The sequence below is a fragment of the Streptomyces sp. NPDC086554 genome, from assembly GCF_040686095.1.
In the GTDB taxonomy this organism is placed as follows: domain Bacteria; phylum Actinomycetota; class Actinomycetes; order Streptomycetales; family Streptomycetaceae; genus Streptomyces.
Map to the genome: position 1 here is coordinate 279,741 of NZ_JBFBJK010000007.1, position 14,347 is coordinate 294,087.

A 14,347-nucleotide genomic window follows, 5' to 3' on the forward strand; every position below is an offset into this window, starting at 1 on the left:
CCGGGCCGCCGTGCTCCGGTCGGTCGCACGATCAACGCACCGGGGCGAGAAGCTCGCCGGTCGCTGCGTCGCGCAGGGTGATCGCCTCCATCGGGCAGGTCGCGGCGGCGTCCGCCACGCTCTGGTCCGGGGCGACGAGCGCCTCGACGGGACGGGCCCGCCCCCCGACGAGGCGCATGTGCCCGGACGCCGTGCCCAGGCAGAGCCCGGTGCCCGCGCAGGCCCGCCGGTTCACCTCGATCCGCCAGGTCCGGTCAGTCATCTCCGCTTCCCCCCGCGCTGTTCGCGGCCGCGGGCGCGCTCGGCGCCGACCGGTGCAGATCGTCGACCGTGCGTTCCAGGCCCTCCTCCAGGGTCAGTCGCGGGAGCCAGCCGGTCACGCCGCGAAAGGCCGAGGAGTCGATCTCCATGCTGTGGAAGTCGCCGAGCTCGGCGTACTCCGGCGGCGGCACCGTCAGGACGTCCACCGGGGGCCGGCCGGTGCGGACCGACACGAGCTTGGCGACCCGGTCGAAGACCGCGCCGAGCGGCTCGCCACGGCCGCTGCCGATCATCCAGTGGCGGCCGACCAGTTCGTGTCCGTGGTCGACGGCCGCGGCGAAGGCCCGGGCCACGTCCTCGACGTGCAGCAGGTCACGGCGTACGGATCCGTCGTGCCACATCGTGATCGACTCGCCCGCGAGCGCCCGCCCGATCATCGCGGCCACCACACCCTTGGACCCCTCACGGCCGGGCACGCAGCCGATCACGGTCGGCAGGCGCAGGGTGAATCCGTGCACGTGCCCCGCCCTGGTCGCCGCCTCCAACTCCCGCTGGGCGGCCAGCTTCTGACGGTCGTACGAGCTCTGCGGCTCGTCCGGCTCGGAGCCGTCGACGCGGGTCGTGGCGGACAGGCCGACCTGGCTCGCCGTCCCCGCGTAGATCACGGTGACCGGACGGCCGTCAGGACCCGGGCGCAGGATCTCCGTAAGGCGGCGCATCGTGCCGACGTTGACCTTCTCGGCGGCGGAGCCCGCGCCACGCCAGTTGGCGTCGGTCGACATGTGCGCGAGCAGATGGATCACCACGTCGGATCCCTCGACCGCGTCGGCGAGCGCCGCCTGTTCGGTCAGATCCCCCGTGCGCACCTCGATGTCGGCGACGGCGTCCCGCGGGACCACCGCGCGGCTCCTGGACACAAGGCGCAGCCGCACCGGCCTGCGCGCGAACTCACGGGTCACCGCCGCGCCGACGAATCCGGAAGCGCCGAGGACGGTCACCAGCGGCCGCTGCTGCGCCTGTTCGTCGTGTCCTGCGGTCATGCGTCCGCTCCTTTCTCGTACAGCGACCTCTCCACCCTCAGCGAGGTCTCGTAGTCGGGAAGCAGCCCCTGCTCGGCCGCCTCGGCCAACGTGGGTGCCACCCGGTCCCGTTCGGAGAGGATGAGGTTCTCGTCGTCCGAGACGGGCAGGCCGAGGGCCGGGTCGAGCACGGAGACCGCCTTTTCGTTCTCCGCCTTGTATCCCTCGGACAGCAGGTACGTGATGACCGTGTCCTCCAGGGCGACGAAGGCATGCCCGACGCCGACGGGGAGGTAAATCCCGCTGGGGTGCTCGGCGTTGAGCACGATGGACTCCCACTGCCCGAACGTCGGGGAGCCGACCCGCACGTCCACCACCATGTCGAGGGTGCTGCCCTGCGAGCAGTGGACGTACTTGGCCATGCCCGGCGGTGTCGTCGTGAAGTGGACGCCGCGGGCCACGCCCCGGCGTGACTGGCTGTGGTTGGTCTGGCGGATCGGGAACAGCGCGTGGCCCGTCGCCTCCTTGAAGGCGGCCTCCTGGTACGGCGAGGCCAGATGGCCCCGGGCGTCGGCGAAGTTCTGCGGCACGAAGTGGAAGGCGCCGGCGATCTTCAGCTCACGAACGTCCATCACGGGAGCTCCCTTCGAGCGTGCCGGATTCGAGGGTGCCGGATTCGAGCGTGCCGACGAAGACTCCTGGACCCGAGTTGCCCAGGTCGAGGAACTCGGCCTTCAGCCCCGCGTCGGCGAACGCCGTCTCGTACTCGGTGCGCGGGAACAGGGCCATGGTGTGCTCGTCGGCGAAGTGCCAGATGCCCTCGCCCGGCCGGGCGAAGACGTAGTGGACCTCCATGTGGCTGCTGTCCCCGCGCCGCACGGAGTGCGAAACGCGCGAGATCGTCGTCCCCTCGTGCTCGAAGGTGTCGCTGCCGATGTGTCCCGCGGTGAAGGTCTCCGGGAACCACCACGGCTCGATCACCAGGACGCCGCCGGGCCGCAGATGCCGCGCCATGCTGCGCACGGCGGCCCGCAGTTCGTCCGTGCCGCTGATGTTGCCGATGGCGCTGAACAGGCAGGTCACTGCCGAGAATTGACGGCCCAGGTCGAAGGTCCGCATGTCAGCCCGGTGCACCGGCACGTCCGGCAGGCGGCTGCGCGCGGATGCGAGCTGCGCATCGGCGAGGTCGGCCCCCTCCACGTGGTCGAACGCCGCGGCGAAGTACTGCAGGTGGTTGCCGGGCCCGCAGCCCACGTCGAGCAGGTCCCGCGCCTCGGGGTTGCGGGCCCTGACGAGCTCGGCGACGGTGCCGGCCTCGGCCTCGTAGTCCTTGCCCCGGCCCAGATAGATCGCCTCGTACAGCGGCGATATGTCGTAGATGGTGCGTGCGGACTCCACCGCACGCTGCCACTCGGTCCCGGTCGTGTACATCGTCATCCGGTGCGCCCTACTTCCCCGCCTCGACGAGCGCGGCCAGTCGGTCGACGATCTCGTGCGGCTTCGGCATGTTCTTGATCTCTTCGCGTACTTCGTCGGTGGCGGCGGGCAGCGCCTTGTCCGCGAGCAGCGACTCCACGAGGTCCTTGCCGATCTCCTCCGGGGGCACGACGCGGGCGATGCCGCGCTGGACCATCGTGTCCGCGATGAGCGGCCGGGCCAGGCCCTTGAAGTCGGGGATGACCTGCGGGACGCCGTTGGCGATCGCGCCGAGCGCCGAGCCGGGGCCGCCGTGGTGGATGACCGCCGAGCAGTGGGCCATCAGCGAGCTGTACGGCGCCCAGCCGAAGGAGCGGACGTTGTCGGGCAGCGGCCCGAACGGCTCCAGGTCGACCGTGGGCACGACCATGACGAACTCGGCGTCCGTCTTCGGCGCCATCTCCAGGACCTGACGGAAGATCAGCGCGGCTTCCTCGGGGGCGGGTCCGCTGCCGAGCGTGATGGCGATGCGCGGCTTGGCGGGCGCGTTGGTGAGGAAGTCGAAGATGGGCTCGGGCAGGGCACCGCTGCCGTTGTACGGGACGAATCCCATCATCCAGGAGTCGGGCTCGGGCGCCTGGATGCTCGGCGGTGTGATGTCGATGGTGGCCTGCACCTCGGGCAGCTCCACACCGTGCTTCTCGAAGAGGTCCGGGTAGGCGTTGCGCATGATCTTTCCGGAGGGCCGTACGAAGCCGAACTCGTGCTGCACCGCGGGGATGCCGAGCTTGGCCGCGGCGACCAGGCCGGGGGCGAGCAGCGGGGAATGCACGATGACGTCCGGCCGCCACTGTTCGGCGGTGCGGATCATCCCTTCGACCATCTGCGGCTGCAGCCTGAGCGCTGCGGCGACCGCGGCGCCGATGATGTCCAGATAGTTGGCGTCCAGGGCCTCCTGGGCCAGCTTGGCGCCCAACTCGGGGTGGTTCGCGGCGAGTTTGCCCTGCATCTGCCCCAGGGACAGCCCCGGGGAGACGTCCACGGTGCGCACACCGGCCTTGCCCATCTCGAGACCGGGGCCGCACGAGACGACGAGCACTTCGTGGCCCGCCATCTGCAGGGCCCAGGCCAGCGGGACCATGGGGTAGGTGTGCCCGGTACCAGGGGTAATCGTCATCATTACACGCACGATGTGTCACTCTCCGTTCGTGGCGGTGGGGCGGTGAAGGGCCGGCTGCTTGCGAAGCGCCGGAATGGGGTGTTCGGGGCGCATGCCGATCGCCATGGTCCGCGCGGGTCCCGCCTGGAGGGCGGGCAGGCGCTTGAGGATGCGCAGCAGGCGGGGGGTGGTGGACTTGCCTTCGCCGCGGACCCACGGCTCGAGGAAGCGGCCCTGCAGAAAGCGCTGCATGCGCTGGGTGCCCACGGTCGGCATGGTGCGGCGCTTTTGCACGCTCTCCAGGTGCTCGTCCGTCAGCTTGCCGTCGCGCAGCGGCTCGGCGATCCGGTTGGCGGCGGCAACGGCGTCCTGCAGGGCGAGGTTGATCCCGACGCCCATGATCGGCGACATCGTGTGGGCGGCGTCTCCGATGCAGAGCAGTCCGGGACGCCACCAGCGGTCGAGGCGGTCGATCTGTACGTCGAGGACCTTGATGTCGTCCCAGGACTCCACTTCGTGGACCCGGTCGGCCAGGAACGGGGTGAGTTCGGCCAGATTCTTGCGGAACCAGTCGAGACCGCGCCCCCGCACCTCGTCGTATCCGTCCTTGCGGACCGTGTACGCGACCGTCCAGTGGGTCTGCCGTTCGATGCGCACGACCAGCTGACCGTCGGAGAGCCTGCCCACCATGCCGCCCGGGTCGCCGGGCTTCTTGGACAGCTGGAACCACAGGATGTCCATGCCCGAGCCGAAGACGCGTGACTTCAGGCCCGCGGTCTCGCGCAGCGCCGACCGTCGGCCGTCGGCGGCCACGGTGAGGTCCGCACGCAGCTTGTGCTCACCCTCGGCGTCGCGGTAGCGAAGCCCGGTGACCCGGTCACCGTCCTCGATAACGCTCGTCACTTCGCTGTTGCGCAGGATCCGGAAGTTCGGATACTTCTCCGCCTCTTCCACAAGGAAGTTGAGGAAGTCCCACTGCGGCAGGAAGGTGATGTACTTGAATTTGCCCGGCAGCCTGCGGAAGTCCATGAGCTTGTACGTGCCGTCGTCGGTCTCGACTTGAATGTGATGGATCCGCTGGTGCGCCAACTTCACGAACGCGTCGTGGAGTCCGAGCTCCTCCATGAGCCGCCATGTCGACGCGTGCACGGTGTCCCCGCGGAAGTCCCGCAGGAAGTCCGCGTGCTTCTCCAGGACCACGGTCTCCACGCCCGCCCGGGCGAGCAGCATCCCCAGCATCATCCCGGCAGGCCCGGCACCCGCGATCGCGCAGGTCGTCCGACGTGCCTCCATATCGCCTCCGCTCGAATCGTTCGTCACCGGTCAACTCCCCTTGCGCGATGCGCCTTCAGTGCTTCGGCTGCTGCTTCTGGAACAGCGCCTGCCAGTACCAGGTGTAGGGAACGGCCCATTCGTCGGCGGCGCACGTCCAGCCGTCATGGGGGCGGTAGGCGGCCGTGAACTCGGGGGCCTTCGCCGCCACGGCACGGTTGTCGTTGACGTCGATGACGTCCGTCAGGAGTCCCGGGCTCATCGCCCTGGCGATGGCCTGCTCGCCGCGCGCGTGGCCGTCCAGGCTCTTGTCCATGTACTTGCCGACCGGGTTGTTCACATAGAAGTTCCGGCAGTGCCGGTCGATGAGTCCCAGGTAGTACCGGACGGTATCGGCGTCCATCTCGGCGAGCGAGTCGATATTGATGGCCAGATCGAAGGTGGCGTCATCGAGGGCGCCTTCGATTTCACCTACCGGAATAAACGTGATCTTCGCGAAGTCCGCGTCGTCAAGGACGGTCCGCAGATAGCGCTGGGATACCTCCATCGTGGTCTCTAGGTCAATGATCGTGTATGACGAAATTTTGTGGTTCGAGAGGAACGAATGACACGTACGGCCGTACCCCGCCCCGATCTCGAGAACGTCCGCGCCCGCCAAGTCCACGTTCTTCTCGATGAATTCGAGATCGAGTACCGCACGCAGGTAGTCGAGGCAGACCATCTCGCCGTCGTAGGTGACCGAGAACGGGTTTCCCACCTCGCGGTTCTCGATTCGGCGCAGCCGGTCCCAGTTCTCCGGACTCAGCTGGGACGCGAGGTTGTAGATGAGGGTCTTGAGGTACCGGACGCCGTTGGTCTGCACGTCGAAGGAGGTAAGCCGGTAGTTGACCTGGCTGGTCTTGAAGTCGGTGAGGTCGTCGACCAGTTGGCCGTTGACCTGGTTCTCGCCGATGTACTTCCAGAGCTCGTTGACGCGTGGGTGCGTAGTCATGTCATTCCTCTTCGGGGGGTGTGGGCTTCCGGGACGGTTCACCAGTCGACGCGCAGGGCCTCCGGCGCACGCGCGATCAGGCCGGGCTTCCACGGGACGTCCTCGGCGGGTACGGCAAGGCGCAGCGTGGGGAGCCGGTCGGTGAGCCCTTCGAGCACCACCCGCAGCTCGGAGCGGGCGAGGGCCGAGCCGAGGCAGTAGTGCATGCCGTGGCCGAAGCCCAGGTGCGGATTGCGGCCCCGGTCGAACCTGATGGTCTCCGGGTCGTCGAAGACGCGCTCGTCACGGTCGCCGGCCGCGCGCTGGAAGATGACGGTGTCGCCCGTCCTGATGAGTACGCCGCCGATCTCGACGTCCTCGGTCGCCCGCCGGGGGAAGCTGCCCACCGACCGGAGCGGGACGATGCGCAGCATCTCCTCGATCGCCGCGTCGATGCGCTCCGGGTGGGCGCACAACTCCTCGTACAGCTCCCGCTGTTGGAGGAGGAGGAAGCAGACGTTGGAGATCATGCTCAGCGAGGTCTCGTGCCCCGCCATGAGGATGCCGATGCCGGTGCGCACCGCCTCCATGTCGGAGAGCCGTTCCCCGTCCACCGCTTCGATGAGCACCGAGACGAGGTCCTCCTGGGGCTCGCGCCGGCGCAGTTCGATCAGCGACTTGAGGTAGTCCTCGAGCCCGTCGCGCGCCTCGTCGATCTCCTCCTGGGTGTGGGCGGAGGTCGCGACGAAGACGTCGGAGTACTTGCGGAAGGCGTAGCGCTCCTCGTACGGGATGCCGAAGAGCTCGGCGATCATGCGGACGGGCAGCGGGATCGCCAGGCGCTCCACGAGGTCGGCAGAGGGTCCTGCTTCCACCATGGCGTCGATCTCGGCCGCCACGACCTCGCGCATCCGGTCGGTAAGACGGGCCACCCGGCTCGGCACGAACGCGTGCGCCACGATCTTGCGGATCCGGCTGTGGTCGGGCGGGTCCATGGTGAGCAGGTTTCCGGGCCTGAGCGGCAGCGGGGTCACCCTGCCGGTGTCCGGTGTCGTCGCGGCGTACGAGCTGAAGCGCGGGTCGGCGAGGAACTGCTTGATCTCCTCGTAGCCGGTCAGCAGCCATGCCTCGCCGCCGTAGGGCATATGAACCCGGGTCACCGGTTCCGTGCGGGCCAGCTCCAGATAGCGAGGGTGCAGATCAAGGCGCGATACCGGGCCGAAGGGGTAGGCGGGCGCGTGGGGGCATGTCTCGGTCACTGCGGGTCACCTCCTGTGCATTGCCCGGCAGAAAGCCGGGCATCGATGGAATGTGAATGCCTGCACGCCGGCATTCGGAATTTCTGCCATTTACATGGACAGGGAATCAGAGCAGAGAAAGAAGGACGCAAGGCCGAATCACGACGGACCTCGGGCGGGATCGATCGGCATGAGCGCCCCGATTGCCGAACACAGCGATCTTCTCACGCAGGGGCTGAGACAAGGCGATGTTCGATGGCTCAAAGCGCGCACAATTCGCATGCATCAGACACTCGAATAGCGCCCCGGCAGGAGCGGAATATCGGGCTCCGGAAAAGAACCGGAAATGGTGGAATAAAGAACGCGGGGAGGGCCCGTAGGCCCTCCCCGCGTTCAGGAATTCGAACCGCTGTGATTATGTTTGTCAAGCGGGCGTTCGACGACCCACGGAGGATTCCCGTTCCACTCGTTCGGCGAACCGCGCCCACTTCTCCGCGCATTCACGAGCCAATTGCGCGACCCGGTCGGTGGTGTGCGGCGGCAGATTCGCGGCGACGTCGGCCAGAACCTGGGAGTCGACGTCATGGATGGCGAGATGCCGCAGCAGGAGACGGCCGGATTCGGACAGACGAAGCGCGGGATCTCTCCGCAGTTTCTGCAACGGTTGCGCCCCACCCGCGATGGGCGTCGGGGATTCGGGCTCGGTGAGCACATGCGTGCTTTTCGCCACCGGCGCGGGGGAATCCTCCGAACGCCGCGGGACCGGATCCTCACCGAGGAGCACGCGTTTCTTGACGTCATGAGCGGTGCCGAGGGATATCCCCGCCTCGCGCGCTATCTCCCGCAGCGGTGCACCGGGACGCTCGGCGAGCAGCTCGCTGGCCCGCTGCCGGCCGGGCGCGACGCCGACGCGACGGACCTTGCCGTCCAGGCCGATCCGGGCGTTCAAGTGCGCAACTTCGCCACTCGAACGTCGCAGGCGGGCGATCGTGCGGGGTGACAGACCCGTGAGGGATGCGACGTACCGGTCCGACAGTTTCTGGTTCTCCATGAGAATTCGGGTCCCGGCAGCGACCTTCTCCCGATAGGAGAGGGGTTTCCCATGGGCGGAATTCAATCTGACCGATACTTCGAACAGTTTGTGCTCTGGCGCTGCGACAAGGTGGGCGTGAATCACTTCTTCGCCGCGCAGCCGGGCGGCGGCCAGGCGATGCATCCCGTCTATGACTCGCCCGCTGGACTCGTGCACAACGATCGGCGGAAGCTCTTCACCTAACTCACTGAGGGCCGCAACGTATTCCTGATCAACACCTTTGGTCCGAGGTGAATCAGCAGGCAGTAGCCACCCGACCGGAACTTTCCTGCAGTCCACCTTCACTATGTCTGACGATTCGGCATAAGGGCCGCCCTGCGGCATCCTTCCAGCCAATCGAGGCCAAGCACAGCCGACATCCTGGTCGCACATCGTACCCCCCGTGTCTCCGCCGATATTCAGTGCGCCAACCGCTGGGACGCTAGCAAATCCCGCTACCGTGCAGCAAGAGAGTTATTGACGAGTACTTTACTCGGAGTGACGGACGGTGAGGTCCCGATTCAGTTGAACGTTGCAGGTGAATGCCCGTATTCCGGCCAGGAGTCGGGGCGCGTCCCGGGATGACCTCGGCATGACCTCCGGGTGTTCGAGGAGTCGGACGAACAGCGGCTACTGCACAGATGGGAGATCGGGCTGTTGTTCACGAACGCCTGCAGCCAGCCCGGCATCGTGCGCGGCTCGACGAAGACGTTGCTCAGAAATGTCAGCGGGAAGATGACCATCATCGAGACACCCATCACCGTCTTCTCCGTGCGCAGCAGCAGGCCGAACATCGTCCACACCCAGGAGAAGGCGAAACTGAAGACGATGAGCAGCAGCACGCCCGCCAGTACGCCGACGATCCCTCCGTCGGGCCGGTAGCCCAGGATCAGGCCGACCACGAGGATGACGGCCGAGGCGCAGAAGTAGCGGAGCATGTCGCCGAGCAGATAGCCGACCATCGGGGACGGCCGCCAGATCGGCAGGGTCCGGGAGGGGGTCCCCCCTGCTCTTTAAGAGCTTGGGGGAGGTCGAAGACACCCTTGCCGATGTCGGTGTTGACCGAGACGCCCGTGTACATCGTGATCATGACGACGGACATCACCAGGATCCCGGGCAGCAGGAACTGGATGTACTCCTGGGTGGAACCCGCGAGCGCCCCTCCGAAGAGGTACGTGTACATCAGCACCATCATGATCGGGAACGCCGTCACGTCGAAGAGCTGCTCCGGCACATGCTTGATCTTCAGCATGGCCCGCCAGCCGAACGTCACGGACGTCGAAAGCGCGCTGGGCCGCGGCGGCCGCTGCCGGGAGCCGAGCAGCCCGGCCAGCGACTCGGCGGCGACCGGGGCGAGTTCGTCGGCGCCGACATCCGTCTGCGTCACGGCGCTCATGCCATGGCTCCCTTCTCGGTCTTCGCGGTCGTCCCGGTCTGCCCGGCCTGCTCGGCCCGGTCCCGCTTCACGGCGCTGTCGGTCAGCGCGAGGAACACCTCGTCGAGGCTGGGCTGCCCCAGCGAGAAGTTGTCGACGGTGATGCCGGCCCGGGCCAGCTCGGCCAGCGCACGGGACGCCTGCTCGGCCGCCCCCACGGCGGATGCATCGCCGCCCACCCGGGCGCTGAGCGCGACCGGGTCGGGCTCCAGGTGCACCGGGACGTCCAGGCACAGGGCCAACAGCCGCTTGGCCTCGTCCCGTTGCGCCGCGTCGCGCAGCCGCAGATGCACGGAGCCCGCGCCCACCGACGACTTGAGCTCGCCCTTGGTGCCTTCCGCGATCACCTTGCCGTCGTCGATCACCGCGATGCGGGACGCCAGTTGATCGGCCTCGTCGAGGTACTGCGTGGTCAGCAGGACGGTCGTGCCCTGCGTGACGACCGCCCGCACGATGTCCCACACCTGGTTACGGCTGCGCGGGTCGAGGCCCGTCGTCGGCTCGTCCAGGAAGAGCAGATCCGGTGTGTTGAGGATGGACGCGGCGATGTCGATGCGGCGCCGCATGCCGCCGGAGTAGTTCTTCACCTGCCGCGCCGCCGCCTCCGTGAGACCGAAGGCCTCCAGGAGCTGCCCGGCCCGGGTGCGGGCGGCGGACTTGCCGTAGCCGAGCAGACGGCCGAGGAGCACCAGGTTCTCGGTACCCGTCAGGTCCTCGTCCACCGAGGCGTACTGCCCGGTGAGCGAGACGCGGGCGCGCACCTCGTCCGCCTCCCGCACCACGTCGCGGCCGAAGATCCGGGCCTGGCCGCCGTCCGGCCGAAGCAGGGTCGCGAGGGTCTTCACAAAGGTGGTCTTGCCGGCGCCGTTGGGGCCGAGGAGGCCGTAGACGGTTCCGGCCGGGACGGTGAGGTCGATGCCGTCGACGGCCCGCTTCTCCCCGAAGGTCTTCACCAGGCCGCGGACCTCGATGGCGGCCTGCGCCCCGGTGCCGCTCATGACCGGGTCCTGTCCTCGTCCGACGTACGTGCCTCTTGGTTCGACTGGTTCGACTGGTTCGACTGGTTCGACGTACGTACGTCTTGCGGCGGCACGGACGCACCCGGCCCGTCGGCCGCGGGTTCCCGGCCGAGCCGGCGCAGCGCGAGCATCGCCCCGATACCGGGGATCAGGGCGAGCCACCGGGCGCTGGTCCCGGCGGCGGCGGGGATCGCCCAGGTCATCGCGATGGCGACGAGATAGGCCGTGCCGTGGGTCGGCCCGCCCAGCGAAGTGATCGGCTTGGCATGGATGGTGAAGACATTGAGCAGCAGGATGACCAGGGATGCGGCCTCGACGGCGGCGGCGATTCGCAACGTACGCATCGAGATCACGCACCCGTCGTGGAGCCGGGGCGGACGATCATCAGAACCACGACGACCGTCCACAGCAGGTTGAAGACACCCGTGAGCATGGAGAGCCGGCTCGCAGGGACGGCGGGCGCACCGGCATCGGCCGTTCCACCGGCCACCGCGAGCACCCGCTGCTGGCTGGGCAGGATCGCCATCGCGAGGACGGCAGCGGCGACCGCGGTCAGGACGATCGAGATGATGAGCCAGACATCGGTGAGCGCGTCGAGCTGGACGGCGGTGGCGAGTCCGAAGACCGGGACGCCGATGCCGAAGAGGGCGTACCCGCGGCAGATCTTGTGCAGGATGCCGGCGACCCCGGCCGCCTTGCCGTCCGGATCCTCCCCGTCGGTCGTCAACTGCTGTGCGTAGCGCGGGAACATCGAGGCGGCCACGGCGATCGGCCCGACCGCCAGGATCGCCACGATGACATGCACCGATAACAAGAACTTGGTCACTGCGGACCCCTCCACCGGCAATGGATATGTTGGCTGCCAATAGATAGCACACCAACGCCCCGATTGTGTAGGCTGCCTACTCATGAGACAGGACGCGGTCAGAGGACATCTGGACGGGCTGCTGCTCGCCGTGCTCGAGCCAGGCCCCCTGCACGGGTACGCGATCATCACGGCCGTGCAGGAACGCAGCGGCGGCGCGCTGGAGCTGCGGACGGGCACGATCTATCCCGCCCTCAACCGCCTGGAGCGGGTGGGTCTTTTGCAGAGCAGCTGGCAGTCCGTGGGCGAGCGCCGCAAGCGGTGCTACGAACTCACGGACGCCGGGCAGCGCACCTTGGCCAGCGAGCGCTCGGCGTGGACCGAGTTCACGACGGCGATCGGCTCGGTCCTGAATCCCGCACCCCCGCCGGGGCTCCTCACGTGAGCGCCGTGGAACAGCGCGACGACCCCGTCGAGGACTACCTCACCTCGCTCGAGGCCGCTCTGCACGGCCCGGTCCGCGCCAAGGCAAGGCTGCTCGAGGAGGTGCGCGACGGCCTCACCGACTGCGTCGCGGAGCTCAGGAGCCAGGGCATGTCCCGCGAGCGCGCCGCCGAGCAGGCGTTACGCGACTTCGGGACCATGGACGACCTGGTGGCCAGCTGCCAGCGGGAACTGACCATCGCTCAGGCCCGGCACACGGCCCGCTCCATCGTCATCACCGCGCCCTTCCTGATCGCCTGCTGGTTCCTCGTCCGCAACGCGGGCGACGCCCAGGACTGGGCAGTGCCGTGGACCGCCCAGCTGATGGCCCTGTATCTGGCGGGGACCGCGGTCGCGGCGGCCCTGCTCGCTGCGGGTGCCCTCGCCGCGACCGGCACCCTCGCCCGCTGGCTGCCCACCCCTGACGAGCTGCCGCGGATGGTCGGGTGGACGGGCACCACCGCCAGCATCTCCATCGCCGTCGCCACGCTCGCCCTGGCCACGGCCTCGGTCCTGGCCACGAACTGGCCGCTGATCGCGCTCGCCTGCTCGCTCGCCGCCACGTCGCACGGCGTGATGGCCAAGTCGGTCCGCGTCTGCCGCCAGGTCGCACGTGTACCGATCATGGAACCCGCCGCGCCCGGACAGCGGTGACACCGGCGGCCGCGACGCACACGGCATCCCGGGCGGTGCCCCGCCGCGGCGGGGCCGGCCGGCTGACCCGCTCCGCGGTCTTCGCCGCCGTGTGCGTCTCGGTGACGGCGCCGGGGCACGCCCTGATGTCCGACCACGCGCTGCCCGCCTGGGCCGTGTGGTCCGCGTTCGCCGCCGTGGCCGCGGCCGCCTGGTGCCTGACCGGCCGGGCCCGCGGCGCCCTCGCGGTGTGCGGCGCGAGCGTGCTGACCCAGCTCGCGCTGCACGCGGTCTTCACCCTCTCCCAGACGGCGGCGGGACCCGCCCCGTCCACCGCCACCCGGCACTCCGGTACGGGCATGGCGCACATGCGCACCGGCGACACGGAACCCGCCTTCGGCGCCTGGGCCGGCATGACGTCCGCCCACGCGGTCGCCGGACTGCTGTGCGGACTGTGGCTGTGGCGGGGCGAAGCCGCCGCGCGCCGCCTCGGACGGGCCCTCGCCGCCTTCGTCTTCGCGCCCCTGGACCGCGCCGTCCAGGGGCCGTCCCCGATGCCCGGACGCCGGCCGTCCGTGGCCCTGCAACTGCCGCTCCCCCGGCCGCAGCTGCCGCTCCTTCGCCACGTCGTCTCCCGCCGCGGCCCGCCGCACTGCCCGAGCACCGTCTGACACCACCGGCCAAGGCCCGCCCGGGGCACGGCCGGTGACGCAGTGCGCCATGCGCCGGTGCGCACCCGCGCGGCCGCCGCGCGCGCTGACCCCAACCGCCCATGCCCCCGCACCCGCACCCGTATCCGTATCCGTATCCGTATCCGGGACGCGAAGGGTGTCCGCCGACGGGGCCATGACCACACGGCAGGTTCCGTCCGCACGCCGAAGGACAGTCCGCGATGCCCCCTGCCCTGAAACAGCCGCCTGCCCCGAAACAGCGGCCGAGCGGCAGAACCGCCGCCGCGAGCGACACACAGATCACGGAGTGGGCGCTTGCCGCCCGCGACGGCGACACCGACGCCCTCGAACGCTTCGTGCGCGCCACGCGCGCCGATGTCTGCCGCTTCGTCGCCTATCTGGGCGCCGATGTGCAAGGAGCCGAAGACCTCACTCAGGAGACGTACTTACGCACCTTGACGGCCCTGCCCCGGTTCGCCGGACGTTCCTGCGCCCGTACGTGGCTCCTTTCCATCGCCCGCCGGGTGGTGGCCGACCGCTACCGCGCGGCCGCCGCACGCCCCCGTTTCGCCGACGGCCCCAACTGGCGGACGGAGGCCGAGCGATCGCAGCCCGGCGGCCTTCCCGGCTTCGACGAGGGGGTGGCGCTGCTCGACCTGCTGAGCTCACTGGACGCGCCGCGGCGGCAGGCGTTCGTGCTCACGCAGGTCCTCGGTCTTCCCTACGCGGACGCCGCCGACGCGGCCGGCTGCCCGATCGGCACCGTCCGCTCCCGTGTGGCCCGGGCCAGGGCGGTCATGACGTCACTGCTGCACGCGGCGGAATGCCCCGCGGGCCCGGGGTGAGTCCACCCCGGGCCCGGTGTGCTCCGGCACAAGCCCTGTCAGGGCGCTC

General features: G+C 69.2%; 16 protein-coding genes and 1 pseudogene. 4 read left to right on the forward strand and 13 right to left on the reverse strand.

Translation table 11 applies throughout. The features are described from left to right. Positions 1–31: 31 nt before the first annotated feature. The 13 genes and pseudogenes from AB0O76_RS14285 to AB0O76_RS14345 form a co-directional block, all read right to left on the reverse strand. Positions 32–262, reverse strand: coding sequence for a ferredoxin (locus AB0O76_RS14285; RefSeq protein ID WP_365489581.1), 231 nt, complete (start codon positions 260–262; stop codon positions 32–34). Continuing rightward, on the reverse strand, positions 255–1,301 hold the full coding sequence (locus AB0O76_RS14290; RefSeq protein WP_365489584.1) for an NAD-dependent epimerase/dehydratase family protein: 1,047 nt from the start codon (positions 1,299–1,301) through the stop codon (positions 255–257). The genes AB0O76_RS14285 and AB0O76_RS14290 overlap by 8 nt, the downstream gene beginning before the upstream one ends. Beyond that, complete coding sequence (locus AB0O76_RS14295; protein ID WP_365489585.1) at positions 1,298–1,912, reverse strand: dTDP-4-dehydrorhamnose 3,5-epimerase family protein; 615 nt, start codon at positions 1,910–1,912, stop codon at positions 1,298–1,300. The genes AB0O76_RS14290 and AB0O76_RS14295 overlap by 4 nt, the downstream gene beginning before the upstream one ends. Then, positions 1,899–2,717 (reverse strand): class I SAM-dependent methyltransferase, encoded by an 819-nt coding sequence (locus AB0O76_RS14300; protein ID WP_365489587.1) that lies wholly within the window; start codon positions 2,715–2,717, stop codon positions 1,899–1,901. The genes AB0O76_RS14295 and AB0O76_RS14300 overlap by 14 nt, the downstream gene beginning before the upstream one ends. 10 nt (positions 2,718–2,727) lie before the next feature. Then, positions 2,728–3,876: a nucleotide disphospho-sugar-binding domain-containing protein gene (locus AB0O76_RS14305; RefSeq protein WP_365489590.1), complete on the reverse strand. Its 1,149-nt coding sequence runs from the start codon at positions 3,874–3,876 to the stop codon at positions 2,728–2,730. A gap of 15 nt (positions 3,877–3,891) precedes the next feature. Continuing rightward, a complete protein-coding gene (locus tag AB0O76_RS14310; RefSeq protein ID WP_365489593.1) occupies positions 3,892–5,148 on the reverse strand; it encodes an FAD-dependent oxidoreductase in 1,257 nt (418 codons plus the stop codon). Between the two features lie 55 nt (positions 5,149–5,203). After that, positions 5,204–6,118, reverse strand: coding sequence for a putative sugar O-methyltransferase (locus AB0O76_RS14315; protein WP_365489596.1), 915 nt, complete (start codon positions 6,116–6,118; stop codon positions 5,204–5,206). Positions 6,119–6,156: 38 nt separating this feature from the next. Continuing rightward, entirely contained in the window at positions 6,157–7,356 is a 1,200-nt protein-coding gene (locus tag AB0O76_RS14320; RefSeq protein WP_365489599.1) for a cytochrome P450, read from the reverse strand. Between the two features lie 403 nt (positions 7,357–7,759). Next, positions 7,760–8,752, reverse strand: a complete 993-nt coding sequence (locus tag AB0O76_RS14325) for a ParB/RepB/Spo0J family partition protein (protein WP_365489602.1) — start codon at positions 8,750–8,752, stop codon at positions 7,760–7,762. A gap of 293 nt (positions 8,753–9,045) precedes the next feature. Continuing rightward, positions 9,046–9,803 (reverse strand): annotated as a pseudogene (locus AB0O76_RS14330) (ABC transporter permease); the annotation flags it as partial. Next, the gene (locus tag AB0O76_RS14335) at positions 9,800–10,840 is read right to left on the reverse strand and encodes an ATP-binding cassette domain-containing protein (RefSeq protein WP_365489605.1); all 1,041 of its coding nucleotides are present in this window, start codon (positions 10,838–10,840) and stop codon (positions 9,800–9,802) included. The pseudogene AB0O76_RS14330 and the gene AB0O76_RS14335, both read right to left, overlap by 4 nt. Further along, positions 10,837–11,205 carry a DUF3817 domain-containing protein gene (locus AB0O76_RS14340; RefSeq protein ID WP_365489608.1) on the reverse strand — a complete coding sequence of 123 codons (369 nt, stop codon included), beginning with the start codon at positions 11,203–11,205 and terminating at the stop codon, positions 10,837–10,839. The genes AB0O76_RS14335 and AB0O76_RS14340 overlap by 4 nt, the downstream gene beginning before the upstream one ends. Before the next feature lie 5 nt (positions 11,206–11,210). Continuing rightward, positions 11,211–11,687, reverse strand: coding sequence for a hypothetical protein (locus AB0O76_RS14345; RefSeq protein WP_365489611.1), 477 nt, complete (start codon positions 11,685–11,687; stop codon positions 11,211–11,213). An 82-nt stretch (positions 11,688–11,769) separates the two neighbouring features. Here AB0O76_RS14345 and AB0O76_RS14350 point away from each other — a divergent pair, with 82 nt between their 5' ends. From AB0O76_RS14350 to AB0O76_RS14365, 4 genes are all read left to right on the forward strand, one after another. Then, positions 11,770–12,111 carry a helix-turn-helix transcriptional regulator gene (locus AB0O76_RS14350; RefSeq protein ID WP_365489614.1) on the forward strand — a complete coding sequence of 114 codons (342 nt, stop codon included), beginning with the start codon at positions 11,770–11,772 and terminating at the stop codon, positions 12,109–12,111. Further along, positions 12,108–12,803, forward strand: a complete 696-nt coding sequence (locus AB0O76_RS14355) for a permease prefix domain 1-containing protein (protein ID WP_365489617.1) — start codon at positions 12,108–12,110, stop codon at positions 12,801–12,803. The genes AB0O76_RS14350 and AB0O76_RS14355 overlap by 4 nt, the downstream gene beginning before the upstream one ends. Before the next feature lie 35 nt (positions 12,804–12,838). Continuing rightward, a complete protein-coding gene (locus tag AB0O76_RS14360) occupies positions 12,839–13,453 on the forward strand; it encodes a hypothetical protein (RefSeq protein WP_365489620.1) in 615 nt (204 codons plus the stop codon). A 221-nt stretch (positions 13,454–13,674) separates the two neighbouring features. Continuing rightward, positions 13,675–14,298: a sigma-70 family RNA polymerase sigma factor gene (locus tag AB0O76_RS14365; protein WP_365489623.1), complete on the forward strand. Its 624-nt coding sequence runs from the start codon at positions 13,675–13,677 to the stop codon at positions 14,296–14,298. Positions 14,299–14,347: the final 49 nt, after the last annotated feature.

Excerpts from the sequence above, each read along its gene's own strand:
- AB0O76_RS14350 (WP_365489614.1), top strand. The coding sequence starts at position 11,770 with ATGAGACAGGACGCGGTCAGAGGACATCTGGACGGGCTGCTGCTCGCC.
- AB0O76_RS14365 (WP_365489623.1), top strand. The coding sequence starts at position 13,675 with ATGCCCCCTGCCCTGAAACAGCCGCCTGCCCCGAAACAGCGGCCGAGC.
- AB0O76_RS14315 (WP_365489596.1), bottom strand. The coding sequence starts at position 6,118 with ATGACTACGCACCCACGCGTCAACGAGCTCTGGAAGTACATCGGCGAG.
- AB0O76_RS14300 (WP_365489587.1), bottom strand. The coding sequence starts at position 2,717 with ATGACGATGTACACGACCGGGACCGAGTGGCAGCGTGCGGTGGAGTCC.
- AB0O76_RS14325 (WP_365489602.1), bottom strand. The coding sequence starts at position 8,752 with ATGCCGCAGGGCGGCCCTTATGCCGAATCGTCAGACATAGTGAAGGTG.
- AB0O76_RS14295 (WP_365489585.1), bottom strand. The coding sequence starts at position 1,912 with ATGGACGTTCGTGAGCTGAAGATCGCCGGCGCCTTCCACTTCGTGCCG.
- AB0O76_RS14285 (WP_365489581.1), bottom strand. The coding sequence starts at position 262 with ATGACTGACCGGACCTGGCGGATCGAGGTGAACCGGCGGGCCTGCGCG.
- AB0O76_RS14305 (WP_365489590.1), bottom strand. The coding sequence starts at position 3,876 with ATGATGACGATTACCCCTGGTACCGGGCACACCTACCCCATGGTCCCG.
- AB0O76_RS14340 (WP_365489608.1), bottom strand. The coding sequence starts at position 11,205 with ATGCGTACGTTGCGAATCGCCGCCGCCGTCGAGGCCGCATCCCTGGTC.
- AB0O76_RS14310 (WP_365489593.1), bottom strand. The coding sequence starts at position 5,148 with ATGGAGGCACGTCGGACGACCTGCGCGATCGCGGGTGCCGGGCCTGCC.
- AB0O76_RS14335 (WP_365489605.1), bottom strand. The coding sequence starts at position 10,840 with ATGAGCGGCACCGGGGCGCAGGCCGCCATCGAGGTCCGCGGCCTGGTG.
- AB0O76_RS14290 (WP_365489584.1), bottom strand. The coding sequence starts at position 1,301 with ATGACCGCAGGACACGACGAACAGGCGCAGCAGCGGCCGCTGGTGACC.